The organism is Acinetobacter parvus DSM 16617 = CIP 108168, assembly GCF_000368025.1.
Classification (GTDB): Bacteria; Pseudomonadota; Gammaproteobacteria; order Pseudomonadales; family Moraxellaceae; genus Acinetobacter; species Acinetobacter parvus.
On the sequence record NZ_KB849207.1, the window covers coordinates 34,944 to 49,067 of the forward strand.

The following is a 14,124-nucleotide window of genomic DNA, read 5'->3' on the forward strand; positions in this document are numbered from 1 at the left end:
TTTTTCCGCGACACTTATTTCGGTAACTATGAATACGGCAATACAATCAGCGCTTGATCATGCGGTACAATCCCTTCAACAACAAGGGGTACTTCCTTCCGATTGGACCAATACGAGCCATTTAACCCGTACCAAAGACCGAAGTCACGGTGACTTCGCCTCCAATATTGCCATGATCGGCTCTAAAGCTGCTGGTATGAAACCACGTGACCTAGCTGAAAAAATCTTATCAGCACTGCCTGAAGTCGCTGACATTACAAAAGCAGAAATCGCAGGTCCTGGTTTTATCAACTTCTTTTTAAACGCAGACCAGCGCTTTGCTGTGCTTGACCAGATTCAGGTACAGAAAGACCAATATGGCCGCAGCCAAGCCAATGCAGCTAAAAAAATCCAAGTCGAATTTGTTTCTGCAAACCCAACATCTAGTCTGCATGTGGGACATGGTCGTGGTGCAGCTTACGGCATGACTGTTGCGAATCTTTTGGAAGCAACAGGTGCACAAGTTGACCGTGAGTACTATGTCAATGATGCAGGTCGCCAAATGGATATTTTGGCAACCTCAACTTATTTACGTTATTTAGAATTGACTGGGCAAACGCTTGTTTTCCCTAAAAATGCCTATCAAGGCGACTATGTTAAAGAAATCGCACAAAGCATTATTGATAAAGATGGCGATGCACACGTTCGCCCAGTGGCCGATGTCTATAAAGATGTACCAGAAGATGTGCAGTATGCTGAAGAACTCGATGCCGAAGGCAATAAAGTTATTTTGTCTGGTGATAAAGAAAAACATATTGATGGCTTAATCGCCAATTCACAACAACAGTTAGGTGCGGGTTATCGCGTATTTCACCAAGCGGCTTTACATGCCATTTTGGATGATATCAAAGATGACCTTGCTGACTTTGGGGTGACTTTTGATGAATGGTTTAGCGAAGCTTCGCTAACCGAAAAAATTGATGAAGCACTTGCGACGCTTGATCAACGTGGCTTTCTCTATGAAAAAGATGGCAATATTTGGTTTAAATCAACTGAATTTGGCGATGAGAAAGACCGTGTGGTCAAACGTCGTAATGGTCAAACCACTTATTTTGCATCTGACATTGCTTACCATTTGAATAAACTACAACGTGGTTATACTGACCTGATTGATATTTGGGGTTCAGATCACCACGGTTATATTTCACGTGTAAAAGCTGCGATTGATGCAATGGGTTACGACTCTAAGAAACTGACTGTTCTTTTAGTTCAATTCGTGAGTTTATGGCGTGGTGGCGAGATGGTACAAATGTCATCTCGTTCAGGTCAATTCGTGACTTTACGTGATCTACGTAAAGAAGTGGGTAATGATGCGGCACGCTTCTACTACGTGATGCGTAAATCTGAACAACATATCGACTTTGATTTAGACCTTGCCGTTTCTCAAAGCAAAGACAATGCGGTGTACTACATTCAGTATGCTCATGCACGTGTAAATAGTATTTTGAATCGTGCGAAAGAGAAAGGCATTACATTTGATGTCGCATCTGCTCGCCAAGTTGCTAATCTCTTAGTTTTAGAGACTGAAACAGAGATTCTCGCTAAATTAGCAGCTTATCCTGAAATTTTGATTCGTGCTGCAAATGTCTACGAACCACATCAAATTGGTAATTATCTAAAAGACTTAGCTGCGCTATTTCATGGATGGTATGCGCAAGATGGCGTTAAATTTGTTGATGAAACAAATATTCCTTTATCACAAGCGCGTTTATTGCTTTCAATTAATGTACAGCAAGTTTTACGTAATGGCTTAGAGTTACTTGGTGTATCTGCTCCTGAAGCGATGTAATCAATACACACAGTTGCAATAAAAAGTTTGAATCTGAAATATTGTTGTTAACAACACTATACGGATCTACTTTTAAACTTAGCCTATCATTGGTCGGCGATATCTTAAGCAAAGCATTATTTTCAAACATAATGCTTTGTTTTTAGCCAGATTCAAGTTACAAATAATCCAATAGAATCAAGAGGAATTTCAGGTGTTTGGAAAAACGCAACGTGGTGTATCTGAACGACCAAACAAGCCAAAAAAACCACTTATTCCAAAGTGGTTGGGAATGCTTGTGGCGATTCTTGCGATTCTATGTGTTGGTGTCATGCTCATGCTATGGCAACCATGGCAACCTGTTCCAGCAAAAAATCAGGTAACATCCGATCATTATCAAGAAGATACCAACAAAGATTATCGTTTCTACGATTTGTTGCCACAACAACAAGTTACTCCAATCCCTGAACAAGCTGTACCTGAAACCAAACAACAAGGTAATGTCGTGATTATTGAATCACCAAAACCTGAAACTACGACAGAAGATGCAACAGCGATTACTTCGACTGAGCCAGCAGTGCCAGCTCAAGCAAGCTATATTTTACAAGTACGTAGCTATCCTGATCCTGACAGTGCTGATGCGCGTCGTGCAGAAATTATTTTGAATGGTTTATCTGCTGATGTCGTGAAAACAGTGGAAAATGGCCAAACATGGTATCGCGTGTTTTCTGGTCCTTATGATAGTCAAGATGCTGCCCTTGCTGCTCAGCAAACGCTACAACATAGTGGTATTGATTCAATCGTCATCAAGCGCTAAACCATATCGACTAAAAAAAGGGAACGATTGGTTCCCCTTTTTTTATTTCCTTGCATGCTATGCACACTGAGAATTTAAACTTTTTTGCTCAGCGCGTTGAAATGCTGAACGTTGTTGCACGCGTTGTACAAAAGCCTGAATGTTGGGATATTTCCCGTGTAGTCGATTTTGAATCGCAATCAATGGAAATGCCATTTGAATATCTGCAAAAGAAAAAGCTCCAGCAAAATAATCATGCTCTCCCAAATACTGCTCCAGATAGAGAATATGCTCTTTCACTCGCGGACGCACGAAGCCTGACTTTACTCCATCCGTGATCTTCTGTGCAATTGGACGGATGACCCAGGGCACATGCTTACTCACACTATTCATGACCAGTGTCATAACCAGCAAGGGCATCAGTGACCCCTCTGCATAATGCATCCAGTAGGAATACTGGCGCTGGTCTTTTGCTTGTTCTGGTTTAAATTTTTGCTGCCCATCATACTGCTGTTGCAAATAATCCAAAATAACAGCAGATTCTACAATAACCTCTTCATTATCGACCAGAATAGGTGCTTTTCCCAGTGGATGGATGTTCTTTAAATTTTCTGGGGCTGCATAGCTGGATGTTCTTTGATAATACTCAACTTGATAATCCATACCAAGTTCTTCTAATGCCCACAATATACGGAACGAACGTGAACATTGTAGGTAATGTAAGGTAATCATTTTTGTGCCTGCTTTGTCTACGCAACTGCTGTATGAATCCCTCTCACAGTTACGTTTAGAATTATGATTTGCCCAAGCACAATAGCATTTTAGTCTTAAATAATCACGGTCTCTATGTCTAAACTGCGTAACAAAGTTTTAGTGATGGGCGTTTTACTACACACATTAAGAAGTTTTTCTTTTAAGTAATTGTGAAATAGGTTGTTTAAATATTACCCGACGTTCAATCCGTTCCTGTTGTTCACGATTGGTATGGAAGTCAACCTCAACGCTAAACTCGCCCAAATCCATATCCTTATGCTTGGCATACATCCGTAGGTAACGCGCGTTTAATGATTGTACCCTTACCAATCTCAGCTGAGCGAATGGTGAATTTTTGAATAAATTGATTGATATAAGTTTTATAATCTTTTGAATCAGAAATATCGTAATCGTTATTATTAGTCATGATATTACTCTCTTTAACCTATGCTAGTGCAATGAGTTGTTTTATTGATCTTAACAATATCAACAGTATTCAATATAGTCTTTTGGTAATACGCAGAGTGTTATGCATGGGACAATCCTGACTCAGGACTGATAAGCAGCATTCTTTCGCTCAGTGAAGTGGCATCTCCACAATCAGACTCGTTAGGCGTCGCACCAATGGCAAGAAAACAAGCACCACAGGATAGGCAATCAACCATGAAAACAGCCATGTTGACAGCCACTTCGTTGCGAATCCATCTATTAGCCCAACATTCATTAGTAAGTTCATCAATGATAATGTTGCGCTCATCAGCCCCGATCATAATAATGGCATAATCCAAGCAGCATATTTTGCGGGTAATTTAGTAAAGAAAGTCTTCTTTGTTTGTTGCATGCCATTTGTCCCCATACTCATTCAGCCTGTTTCTTTACATGTTGCTTTAGATTCTTCATAAATTGACCGAACTGCGGCAAGAATTCTTCGAATAGTGGATGATCTTTATTTTCCAGCATCACTTCACTAAAAAGTTTTAGCCCCACCGCAAAAGATTTTGTGGTTTGATCATCGAACAACTCAGCTTTTTTCAAACGCCCAACGATCTGAAAAATATCATCATGATTTCCAGTATAAAACTCTAAACGTTCGGTATAAGTTGACGCTTGTCCTTTCGCATCTTTTAAATGTTGTACGGTGACATGGTATTGATGTTGTTTCATAAGTTTTCTCTAAATTAATATTGGATAAGGTGTTTATAAACGTCCAATCGCAATGGCGGCTTGATCAATCTTTTCAGCAATTTGATAAATTTGTTCTTGCTGTAGATCGGCGATATTGAGTTTTAATCGTAATGCTGTTTTTAGATTTTCCATTGCTCGATGGATCTCTATCAGTTGATCGTTGTTGTGGATTTCACGTCTAATCCGTAGTTTTTCCAATAAAGCTGTCAACATTTCTTGCTGATCTTTCAGGTACGTTTCGCCATATTCAGTGACTTGGTATTGTTTACGCTCGGCATCGAGTAAAGAAATACAGTTCATTTCTTCTAAACTGGTGAGAGTTGGGTAAATTGTTCCTGCACTTGGTATATAGCCATCACCCACTAAATCACTAATTTCTTTAATAATTTCATAGCCATGTTTGGGACTTTGCTGAATTAAATGCAGTACTAACAGCTTCATACGTCCTGATTCAAATAAGCGACCGCGACGACCTGAACGGTGATGCTCTCGATGATGTGTATCACGTTCGCTTTCATGATGATTTGATTGATGTCTCATCTTTATTTTTCTCATATTGCACAATTTATGCATATTAAGATATATCTTAAATAGTCTTATAGCAAGTTAAGATATATCTTTAATTTTTAAGCTTTTGATACTGAATAATTTATTTATTTTTTTAAATAGATCTTCAGAAAGATTAAGTAATAAAAAAGAGTGCATCAGCACTCTTTAACAATAGACTTTACTTCCAATAAGATTCATTTTTTCAAATCTTATTATTTGATCAAACTTTTTTCTGTTTAAACCGTTCATCAATTTTTGAAGACAGGAAATCAACAACAGGCTGTAAAGCATGATGCTGTTGTTGCCAGTTTTGCTTTTCAATCTCACCTTTATATTCTTGCACCATTCGCTGCAAAACAGGCTGATGTTGCGGTTGTAACTGAGCAATCACCCATTGCGCAGCCTGATCTTTAGGCGCAATCTCATTCGTCACCAAACTAAAATAAATACGGCATAAGGCCAGAATCTGGTTACGCTCATCCGCATCTTCATCCCAATGTGCCACTATCGATGGATAGGTATCTGCCATCGCCTGCCAGAGTTGCTGATCCGGAATTTCAACTGACCACTGCGTCAAACTTGGTCCAAACAAGCTACGATGATGTAGTTGTGCTTTCTTCAGTAAAATACTCAGATCTGGGTCTGCATGTTCGCTAAGCATATCGCCTTGGCTTAACTCATCCCGCAACCATTCCCCAAACTGTAGTTCATAGCTGAGTGGATAACTTCCCGAAAGAATATGGTCTTTGCGTACGATGGTGACTTCAAGTGCACGTTGCGCAGCACCAATCGGATGCGAAATTTGTAATAAGGTTTCTGCCAGTTGCTGTCGTTGCGGAAGTGTCAGTGCTTGACTCACCACAACCAAAATATCCAGATCACTTTCTGGACCTAGCCCGCCATCAACAGCTGATCCATATAGATAAATGGCAAAGAGAGATTCACCCAAAAGCTGCTGTAAATATCCTGTTAACTGTTCCAGTTGCAAGGTTTCGGACATGCTTTACCTCTTTGCTAATCGCATAAAAAAGGCAGGATTTTCATCCTGCCCTTGGTCTTATTCCCACTCAATCGTTGCTGGTGGTTTAGATGACACGTCGTACACAACACGTGAAACATCTTTAATTTCGTTCATGATACGGGTTGAGATTTTATCAACCAGTTCATATGGCAAGTGCGCAAAACGGGCTGTCATAAAGTCAACAGTTTCAACCGCACGAAGTGCAATCACCCAAGCATAACGACGACCATCACCGACAACACCGACTGATTTCACCGGTTGGAAGACCGCAAATGCTTGAGCAGTTTTATCGTACCAGCCGCTGTCACGAAGTTCTTGCATAAAGATGTCATCTGCAAGACGAAGAATATCAGCGTATTCTTTCTTCACTTCACCCAAAATACGCACGCCCAAACCTGGACCTGGGAATGGATGACGATAAAGCATTTCATGTGGTAAACCTAAAGTTGTACCTAAACGACGGACTTCATCTTTAAACAAATCACGAATTGGTTCAACCAATTCAAAAGCTAAATCATCAGGTAAACCACCCACGTTATGATGTGATTTAATCACATGTGCTTTACCATTTTTAGTGGCAGCAGATTCAATCACGTCTGGGTAAATCGTACCTTGAGCAAGGAAGTTCACGCCATCAAGTTTACGTGCTTCTTCAGCAAATACTTCGATGAATTCACGACCAATAATTTTACGTTTTTTCTCAGGATCAACTTCACCCGCTAACGCTGTTAAGAAACGCTGTTCAGCATCTGCACGAATCACACGGATACCCATGTTTTTCGCAAACATGTCCATTACTTGTTCACCTTCGTTTAAACGAAGCAGGCCATTGTCCACAAACACACACGTTAATTGGTCACCAATCGCCTTATGCAACAATGCGGCAACAACCGAAGAATCCACACCACCAGAAAGACCTAACAGAACTTTTTCATCACCAATTTGTGCGCGTAACTGTTCTACACGTAAATCGATAATGTGTTCAGGCGTCCACAGACCGCGGCAACCACAAATCTGATGTACAAAGTTAGACAGTAATTCAGCACCTTTTGCAGTGTGAGTCACTTCTGGATGGAACTGAACACCATAGAAACGACGTGCTTCATCACTCACCGCAGCGAACGGGCAGCTTGGTGTACTCGCAGTCACTTGGAAGCCTTCTGGAATGGCACTGACTTTATCGCCATGGCTCATCCAAACATGAAGTTGGTTTTCACGATCTTGCAAGTTACCAATCAATTGATCACGTACTAGAATATCTACTTCTGCATAACCAAACTCATGTACTGTACCTGGCTCTACTTTACCGCCAAGTTGTTCAGACATGGTTTGCAAACCATAACAGATACCCAACACTGGTACGCCTAATTCAAATACAACTTGTGGTGCGCGTGGGCTTCCTTCTTCATGTACGCTTTCAGGGCCACCTGATAAAATAATCCCCTTCGGATTAAACGCACGAATGTCTGCTTCAGACATATCGAATGCATACATTTCAGAATAGACACCCGCTTCACGTACACGACGTGCAATGAGCTGGCTATATTGAGAGCCGAAATCCAAAATAAGGATACGATCTTCAGTAATTTGAGTATTGGTCGTCATGGCTAAACATTAAAGGCAAATGAATTAAGCGCCATATTCTAACATTTTTCACACTTTGGCGCACCGCAATTCATCATCTATCTTATTTTTTAGCATGTATGATCAATTACGACTGATATTTAAACTAAAATTCCCCAAGCACGTGTTGAAAAAGAGAATTAAATCAACAATTCTTGCTGATTGCGATCAACAAAAAGCAAAAATTGGTGCTAAGATGATGAGTCGAAAATATGCATTACCACGGAAAGGTATGCAGTCGGCATCATCGTTTCCTTTTTGTGCGACTGCACTATCCTTGGAAAGAGGAAAATAAAAAGGTAACTAAAAGCCTAAAAGATATTGGCTCAGTCAATATTCTAAAATATTTCACTATCATCTATGGCTTGCCCTATCATGAGCAACAATTAGGACTTGAAGGACCAATACAATAATGTTTCAAGAAATGATTGCGGATTTTCAACAGAATTTCTGGTTATATATTTCGATCCCATTTATTAGTGGCTTTATTGGCTATGTGACCAAAGTGATTGCAATTCAAATGATGTTTGCACCACTTGAATTTAAGGGATTAAGGTTATTTGGTCTTCCAATTGGATGGCAAGGGATTGTTCCCCGCAAGGCTGAGAAGATGGCAACCATTGCTGTTGAGTTGATGACCTCAAAGTTGATTCAACCACAGGAAATTTTCGCCAGACTTGATCCCAAGCGTATCGCCCAGGAAATTGAAAAGCCGTTAATGGCCTCTGCTGAGGATATTACTCGCGAAGTTGCACAGCAATATCAGCCTGGTTTATGGGAAGGCATGCCAGAGTTTGCCCGTCAAAAATTGATTAAACGGGTTCAGGCCAAAGCCCCTGAGATTGTTGAACATATCATGGGCGAAGTGCAAAAAGATGTGATCAAATACTTTGACATCAAACACATGGTGATTAGCAATCTCCTCAAAGATAAGCGTCTTCTCAACGAAATTTTCAAAAAAGTCGGCAAACAAGAATTTAAATTCTTTAGTAATGTGGGCTTTATTTTTGGTTTCGCTATTGGTGTAGTGCAAATGTTGTGTTGGGTGGTCACTCAAGGAAAATATCCTTGGATGCTGCCAATGTTTGGTGGCTTTGTCGGCTTTTTCAGTGACTGGATGGCTTTACAAATGATGTTTAGACCATTGTACCCAAAGAAGATTTTGGGCTACACATGGCAAGGTTTGTTCATCAAGCGTCAAAATGAAGTCGCGGCAGACTATGCAGCGCTCATTTCTAAACAATTACTCACATCCCGTAATATGATGGAAGAGCTTTTTTCTGGAACCAATTCAGATAAAGTCATCGAACTCGTCAGTCGCCATGTGAAACAAGAAATTGATCTACAAGCAGGTATTGTTCGTCCACTGGTGGTGTATGCGATTGGCGGTGAAAAATATCAAAACCTTAAGAGCGAAGTGGCTGAACGTATTTTACAGCAACTGCCAGAAACCATGCGTTATGTAGAGTCTTATGCCGAAGATGCGATGAATGTCCGCAATACGTTGGTCGAAAGAATGCAGCGCTTAAGCCCTGAAGAATTCGAAGGGATGCTCCGCCCTGCATTTAAAGAAGATGAATGGTCGTTGATCATTGTGGGCGCGGTGCTGGGTTTCCTTGTTGGGGAAATGCAGATCCACTTTATGCTGTAAATCTAAAATCCGTACAATTAAAAATAGGGAGCAATTGGCTCCCTGTTTTTTATGATTAAAAAGTTAATGAGCATCGTAAGCGCCCGCTGAACCCCATGCCTACTTTTAATTTTGGTCGGATTTCCAGCGGTGTGGTAGCAATTCTTCAATCTGGGTCACTTTATGCTTCGGCAACCTTTTCAGCACATTACTTAAATAGACATACGGATCCAGTCCATTGGTAATACCCCCATTTTTAATTGAATCGAATAGCGAAAGAAGAAGAGCTTTCAAAAAATATAGTAAAATCAATAACAAAAAAAAGCCCTAATCTTTCGACTAGGGCCTTTTAAATTTGGAGCGGGAAACGAGACTCGAACTCGCGACCCCAACCTTGGCAAGGTTATGCTCTACCAACTGAGCTATTCCCGCATATTGAGCAGTTTTTACTAAAACTTACACTTAAAAAACCAATCTGGAGCGGGAAACGAGACTCGAACTCGCGACCCCAACCTTGGCAAGGTTATGCTCTACCAACTGAGCTATTCCCGCGTGCCAGCTATAATACATTAAGCAAAACAACGGTCAATAACTTTATGCAAAGAAATTGCTTAATTGCATAAAATAAAAGCATTTTCAGCCTAAAAACCAAGAAAAATGCACTTTTACTCAGGATTGGGTAATTCAGACATCGAAGTCGCTGTGAAATCTCAACAGACCCACCACTTTCAGTCATGTATACTTGGCAGCTATCTCAATCTGACCTGACAGAGTGACCGATGAATTTAGAACAACAGTTGATTGAACGTTTACAAACCTTGGCACCCATCCATCTTGAGGTGATCAATGAGTCGGCAGGGCATGGGGGATATTTCCCAGGCAAGGAATCCCACTTTAAGGTGATTGTGGTGAGTGAAGAGTTTCAGGCGCTGCGTCTGGTACAGCGCCATCAAAAGATCTATGCCGTTGCGGCAGGGTTGATGAGTCCTGGGCAGATTCACGCACTGGCAATTCACGCCTATATTCCGACGGAATGGCAGGGGCAGGCACCTGCAAGCCCTGAATGTGCGCATGCACCAAAAAACTAAGGATCAATCATGGACGCACATTTACTCACTAAAATTGTTCATATGTCGGCTGTAAGTCTATTGATTCTGGTGTTTTTTACCCGTGCGGCAACCCTATATATGGGTGTCAGGGAACAGCAGCCCAACCACCATGCACGTAAAGGCTTTGTGGCATTACAGCATCTATCCCTCACCCTAATTATTGTGACGGGTGCGGTTCTACTGTTTATGAATAACTTTGATGTACAGCCATGGTTTTATGCCAAGATCATTCTATTTTTTGTGTTGTGGTCTTCCCTGATCAAAACCTACAACAAAGATGACAGTATCTTGTTGGTGCAGCGGCGTGCTGGTTTATTGATCGGTACGGTGGCGCTGGTGGGGATTCTGGGGCTGGTCATCATTAAACCAATTTTTGCGTAATTTTTTGACATTGTTTTAGTAATTGTTTTTTCACTAGGTTAAACTGCGTGCAGTTTACAAAAATCTTGTAGAGGGAAATCATGTTAACTCGTGTGGTATTTAACCAAAAAGGTGGTGTAGGGAAATCAAGTATTACAGTCAACTTAGCTGCAATTAGTGCTAAGCAAGGTTTAAGAACTTTGGTGATTGATCTTGATCCACAAGCAAATTCAAGCCAGTACCTTTTGGGTGAAGATGCCACCTATTCTGCTGATAAAGCAGCATTAGAGCCAAACATTGAAAATTTCTTTGAAGATATTTTGGGAAGCACGCAGCAAAAGGGCTTGATTGGTAACGCAATTGGTTCAATTTTGAAAGCACCACGTGGTAAGGGTTTAGAAAGTTACGTTCATCGAACCTCTTTTGAAAACTTAGATGTGATTCCTGCAAGCCCAAGTCTTGGTGCTTTGGAGCATGCGCTGGAGAGCAAGCACAAGATTTATAAATTACGTGACTCAATTCAGGCTCTCAGCGCCCGCTATGACCGTATCTTTATTGATACACCGCCAGCATTTAACTTTTTTACCTTATCAGCATTAATTTCAGCAGACCGTGTGCTGATTCCATTTGACTGCGATGTGTTCTCAAAGCGTGCGTTACAAACTTTGATTGAAAATGTGATCGAAACCCAAGATGATCATAATAATCGCTTGGAGATTGAAGGGATTGTGGTCAATCAGTTCCAGTCTCAGGCAAAACTTCCCCGTGAAGTGGTTCAGCAATTAAAAGATGAAGGTTTGCCTGTGCTGGAAAGCATGTTGCCGCCGTCAGTATTGATGAAAGAATCACATCAGAAGAATTTACCCTTGATTCATTTGGCATCTGAACATAAATTGACCGTCGCTTATGTCACGCTGTTCAATGAGATTGAGTCAAAGAAATAAGAGAATCTTATGAAACGCTTATATTGGATGCCTGTGTTGGCAGCGAGTATGTTGTTGGGTGCCTGTGCATCGACGGTTAAACCAGCCTACGTGTCACCCACTCAGTACCAGTCGCTCAATTGCCAGCAGTTGCAGGCAGAGTACAACCGTATCCAGCAGTATATTGATAATGGCGTGCAGACACCAAAACGTACAGGTGTGGGCGTGGGTGTTGGACTTGGTGGTGGCTGGGGCAAAGGCGGATGGGGTTTTGGTCCATCCATCTCGGTTAATATGGGGCAGTCCATGAACACCAAGAATACCGAGCTTGCCAATGTGCTTGGACAGCAGGATGCCATTGTGCAGGCGGCACGGTTCAAGGGTTGTCCAATTATTGTGAAGCAACGTCCAAAATCATAAGTGTTGATCTTCTATCACCGTGGTTTGCCACGGTGACATATAACTAAATTTTAGCAAAATGTTTCAATAAATAATTAATAGAATCAATATATTGTAAATTTTAAACCACTGATCCTGCGTATTTTTCCTCTCAGACAACATCCTAAAATTTGTGTTCTTGTCCCAAATTCGTTTAAGGTGGCGGGCGTGTAGGGTTATTCGGTATGTCTATGATTGAGAGTTGGTTTTTTGTTTTTGCGATGATCGCGGTGTTATTGATTCCTGGGCCGACCAATGCTCTGCTCGCCAGTTCAACCCATCAACAAGGTGTGTTGAAAACCCTGCCGTTTATTCCTATGGAATGGTTGGGCTATGTCTATAGCATCGGGTTGTGGGCACTCTTTATCCATCTGTTCCATCCCATCTGGCCAGCACTCACCCACATTCTGCATGTTGCCAGCGTGGCTTATGTGTTATGGCTGGCCTTTCATTTATGGAAAAGTTCACACCTGCAAAAACATGACCAGCATCACCCACATATCCGAACGCCAGAGTTGTTTGTCTCGGCCTTGCGAAACCCTAAAACCTTGCTGCTGGCGGCAGGAATTTTTCCCAGTGAAACATGGGACTCGGTAGAGAATACAGTTCTGGTGTTTGCGGTATTCAGTGTGGTACTGATCCCTCTTTCAATCTTCTGGATGGTGTTTGGCCGTGCCTTACTGGCAGGTAGCTTGGTTGGAATCAAGGCCGACCATTTATATAAAGGATCGGCCATGCTGCTGCTGATGTGTATGTTGCCAATGATCTTTCGTTTCTTCTAGGCAGACATTGAATTATTGTGCTTTACGGTTATCCAGTTTCTGGCGAATAAAACCAATCACACCTGGCAGGATACTGATAATGATGATGCCAAAAATGAGGTGGGTGAAGTTGTCTTTCACAATTGGCATATTTCCGAATAAATAGCCGAGGGTAATAAAAGAGGCAACCCAACAGAAAGCGCCAACCACATTATAGGTCAGGAAAAACTTATAATTCATGCTGCCTGCACCCGCAACAAAAGGCGCAAAGGTACGTGCAAACGGCACAAAACGAGCAAAGATAATGGTTTTTCCCCCATGACGCTGAAAAAACAGCTGGGTGTTGATCAAGTGCTGCTGATTGATAAAACGTGAGTTGATTTCAAATACGCGCGGGCCAATGTGGCGGCCAATATGGTAATTGACGGTATCACCCAATACCGCTGCGATAAACAGCAAAATACCGAGTGCCCATGGGTCCATGGCACCCGTTGACGCAGCCAGCGCACCCGCAGCGAACAGCAGGCTGTCGCCTGGTAAAAATGGCATCACCACCAAACCAGTTTCAACAAAGATGATTAAAAATAGAATGGCATAAATCCATATGCCATAATTGGTAATGAACTCTAAAAGATGTTCGTCAACGTGCAGAATAAAATCAATGAGTTCCATAAAATGTAAATACAATAAATTTGAGCTAAATCCTAGCAGTGCCTTTAGGGAAAGTCAGTATAAAAAGCAAAATTATTGGTAACTTTACAGTGTGGAGCTGATCATGTTTAATCCGAATGTCGTTGTAAAAAATATCGTCACGCAGCCATGCGTTGAGAATATTGTGACGCTGATTGCCCGTATCCTTATGGCCTATATTTTTGTCATTACAGGTTGGGGCAAGTTAACAGGTTAAGGTTATGCCGCAACCGCTCAATATATGGAATCAATGGGCGTGCCTGCCGCACTGTTACCCCTCACTTGGTAGATACACATCGCTTTGACATCCTCCCCGACCTAAAGGACGGGGATTCCTACTGCTAGATGGCAATGTCCTGCCACGAAACAGATACTATAGTTCTCTGCTTCTTATTCCAATGTAGTCCTACCTTTCGGATTGCAAAGAGTGCACGGATTACAATGGGGAAAACTGTTTTTTTCGTGTTGTATCAGTCTGC

14 protein-coding genes, 2 tRNA genes and 5 pseudogenes are annotated in these 14,124 nt (G+C 41.5%); 9 read left to right on the forward strand and 12 right to left on the reverse strand.

Annotated elements, in window-relative coordinates; genetic code table 11:
* Positions 1 to 28 precede the first annotated feature (28 nt).
* Together argS and F988_RS00180 are read left to right on the forward strand one after the other, a co-directional pair.
* Entirely contained in the window at positions 29 to 1,828 is a 1,800-nt protein-coding gene (gene argS / locus F988_RS00175; RefSeq protein ID WP_004680065.1) for an arginine--tRNA ligase, read from the forward strand.
* Between the two features lie 193 nt (positions 1,829 to 2,021).
* The gene (locus F988_RS00180; RefSeq protein WP_004680067.1) at positions 2,022 to 2,624 is read left to right on the forward strand and encodes an SPOR domain-containing protein; all 603 of its coding nucleotides are present in this window, start codon (positions 2,022 to 2,024) and stop codon (positions 2,622 to 2,624) included.
* 57 nt (positions 2,625 to 2,681) lie between these two features.
* On the opposite strand, the gene F988_RS00185 is transcribed toward F988_RS00180, so the two are convergent.
* The 8 genes and pseudogenes from F988_RS00185 to guaA form a co-directional block, all read right to left on the reverse strand.
* On the reverse strand, positions 2,682 to 3,335 hold the full coding sequence (locus tag F988_RS00185) for a glutathione S-transferase family protein (RefSeq protein WP_004680070.1): 654 nt from the start codon (positions 3,333 to 3,335) through the stop codon (positions 2,682 to 2,684).
* Between the two features lie 95 nt (positions 3,336 to 3,430).
* A pseudogene (locus F988_RS14165) lies at positions 3,431 to 3,653 on the reverse strand (OsmC family protein); the annotation flags it as partial.
* Positions 3,649 to 3,783 (reverse strand): annotated as a pseudogene (locus F988_RS15150) (hypothetical protein); the annotation flags it as partial. The pseudogenes F988_RS14165 and F988_RS15150, both read right to left, overlap by 5 nt.
* Before the next feature lie 150 nt (positions 3,784 to 3,933).
* Positions 3,934 to 4,212, reverse strand: a pseudogene (locus F988_RS00190) (DUF2798 domain-containing protein).
* A 2-nt stretch (positions 4,213 to 4,214) separates the two neighbouring features.
* Positions 4,215 to 4,520, reverse strand: a complete 306-nt coding sequence (locus F988_RS00195) for a DUF3861 domain-containing protein (protein ID WP_004680077.1) — start codon at positions 4,518 to 4,520, stop codon at positions 4,215 to 4,217.
* Positions 4,521 to 4,553: 33 nt separating this feature from the next.
* Positions 4,554 to 5,081, reverse strand: coding sequence for a PadR family transcriptional regulator (locus F988_RS00200; protein ID WP_004680078.1), 528 nt, complete (start codon positions 5,079 to 5,081; stop codon positions 4,554 to 4,556).
* Positions 5,082 to 5,310: 229 nt separating this feature from the next.
* Positions 5,311 to 6,090 (reverse strand): aminoglycoside nucleotidyltransferase ANT(3'')-IIc, encoded by a 780-nt coding sequence (locus F988_RS00205; protein WP_004680079.1) that lies wholly within the window; start codon positions 6,088 to 6,090, stop codon positions 5,311 to 5,313.
* Between the two features lie 57 nt (positions 6,091 to 6,147).
* On the reverse strand, positions 6,148 to 7,716 hold the full coding sequence (gene guaA / locus F988_RS00210) for a glutamine-hydrolyzing GMP synthase (RefSeq protein WP_004680080.1): 1,569 nt from the start codon (positions 7,714 to 7,716) through the stop codon (positions 6,148 to 6,150).
* 442 nt (positions 7,717 to 8,158) lie between these two features.
* On the opposite strand from guaA, the gene F988_RS00220 reads away from it, so the two are divergent.
* Positions 8,159 to 9,385: a DUF445 domain-containing protein gene (locus F988_RS00220; RefSeq protein WP_171055697.1), complete on the forward strand. Its 1,227-nt coding sequence runs from the start codon at positions 8,159 to 8,161 to the stop codon at positions 9,383 to 9,385.
* A gap of 105 nt (positions 9,386 to 9,490) precedes the next feature.
* Here the strand turns inward: F988_RS00220 and F988_RS14175 are convergent.
* The 3 genes and pseudogenes from F988_RS14175 to F988_RS00230 form a co-directional block, all read right to left on the reverse strand.
* Positions 9,491 to 9,607, reverse strand: a pseudogene (locus tag F988_RS14175) (transposase domain-containing protein); the annotation flags it as partial.
* 113 nt (positions 9,608 to 9,720) lie between these two features.
* Positions 9,721 to 9,796: transfer RNA gene (locus F988_RS00225), tRNA-Gly, on the reverse strand.
* Between the two features lie 44 nt (positions 9,797 to 9,840).
* Positions 9,841 to 9,916 (reverse strand) — tRNA-Gly (locus F988_RS00230).
* Between the two features lie 227 nt (positions 9,917 to 10,143).
* Here F988_RS00230 and F988_RS00235 point away from each other — a divergent pair.
* The 5 genes from F988_RS00235 (at position 10,144) to F988_RS00255 (ending at position 12,976) form a co-directional block, all read left to right on the forward strand.
* On the forward strand, positions 10,144 to 10,452 hold the full coding sequence (locus tag F988_RS00235) for a BolA family protein (protein WP_004680083.1): 309 nt from the start codon (positions 10,144 to 10,146) through the stop codon (positions 10,450 to 10,452).
* Positions 10,453 to 10,461: 9 nt separating this feature from the next.
* Positions 10,462 to 10,854 carry a SirB2 family protein gene (locus tag F988_RS00240; RefSeq protein WP_004680084.1) on the forward strand — a complete coding sequence of 131 codons (393 nt, stop codon included), beginning with the start codon at positions 10,462 to 10,464 and terminating at the stop codon, positions 10,852 to 10,854.
* Between the two features lie 80 nt (positions 10,855 to 10,934).
* Positions 10,935 to 11,777 (forward strand): ParA family protein, encoded by an 843-nt coding sequence (locus tag F988_RS00245; RefSeq protein WP_004680085.1) that lies wholly within the window; start codon positions 10,935 to 10,937, stop codon positions 11,775 to 11,777.
* A 9-nt stretch (positions 11,778 to 11,786) separates the two neighbouring features.
* Positions 11,787 to 12,176 carry a hypothetical protein gene (locus tag F988_RS00250; RefSeq protein ID WP_004680087.1) on the forward strand — a complete coding sequence of 130 codons (390 nt, stop codon included), beginning with the start codon at positions 11,787 to 11,789 and terminating at the stop codon, positions 12,174 to 12,176.
* A gap of 209 nt (positions 12,177 to 12,385) precedes the next feature.
* The gene (locus F988_RS00255; RefSeq protein WP_010589290.1) at positions 12,386 to 12,976 is read left to right on the forward strand and encodes a LysE family translocator; all 591 of its coding nucleotides are present in this window, start codon (positions 12,386 to 12,388) and stop codon (positions 12,974 to 12,976) included.
* Positions 12,977 to 12,988: 12 nt separating this feature from the next.
* Here the strand turns inward: F988_RS00255 and F988_RS00260 are convergent, their stop codons facing one another.
* The gene (locus tag F988_RS00260; RefSeq protein WP_004675267.1) at positions 12,989 to 13,627 is read right to left on the reverse strand and encodes a DedA family protein; all 639 of its coding nucleotides are present in this window, start codon (positions 13,625 to 13,627) and stop codon (positions 12,989 to 12,991) included.
* Positions 13,628 to 13,730: 103 nt separating this feature from the next.
* On the opposite strand from F988_RS00260, the pseudogene F988_RS15305 reads away from it, so the two are divergent.
* A pseudogene (locus tag F988_RS15305) lies at positions 13,731 to 13,925 on the forward strand (DoxX family protein); the annotation flags it as partial.
* Positions 13,926 to 14,124 lie beyond the last annotated feature (199 nt).

Coding starts and splice junctions, on each gene's coding strand:
- argS (WP_004680065.1), top strand. CDS start 29: ATGAATACGGCAATACAATCAGCGCTTGATCATGCGGTACAATCCCTT.
- F988_RS00185 (WP_004680070.1), bottom strand. CDS start 3,335: ATGATTACCTTACATTACCTACAATGTTCACGTTCGTTCCGTATATTG.
- F988_RS00195 (WP_004680077.1), bottom strand. CDS start 4,520: ATGAAACAACATCAATACCATGTCACCGTACAACATTTAAAAGATGCG.
- F988_RS00200 (WP_004680078.1), bottom strand. CDS start 5,081: ATGAGACATCAATCAAATCATCATGAAAGCGAACGTGATACACATCAT.
- F988_RS00205 (WP_004680079.1), bottom strand. CDS start 6,090: ATGTCCGAAACCTTGCAACTGGAACAGTTAACAGGATATTTACAGCAG.
- guaA (WP_004680080.1), bottom strand. CDS start 7,716: ATGACGACCAATACTCAAATTACTGAAGATCGTATCCTTATTTTGGAT.
- F988_RS00220 (WP_171055697.1), top strand. CDS start 8,159: ATGATTGCGGATTTTCAACAGAATTTCTGGTTATATATTTCGATCCCA.
- F988_RS00235 (WP_004680083.1), top strand. CDS start 10,144: ATGAATTTAGAACAACAGTTGATTGAACGTTTACAAACCTTGGCACCC.
- F988_RS00240 (WP_004680084.1), top strand. CDS start 10,462: ATGGACGCACATTTACTCACTAAAATTGTTCATATGTCGGCTGTAAGT.
- F988_RS00245 (WP_004680085.1), top strand. CDS start 10,935: ATGTTAACTCGTGTGGTATTTAACCAAAAAGGTGGTGTAGGGAAATCA.
- F988_RS00250 (WP_004680087.1), top strand. CDS start 11,787: ATGAAACGCTTATATTGGATGCCTGTGTTGGCAGCGAGTATGTTGTTG.
- F988_RS00255 (WP_010589290.1), top strand. CDS start 12,386: ATGATTGAGAGTTGGTTTTTTGTTTTTGCGATGATCGCGGTGTTATTG.
- F988_RS00260 (WP_004675267.1), bottom strand. CDS start 13,627: ATGGAACTCATTGATTTTATTCTGCACGTTGACGAACATCTTTTAGAG.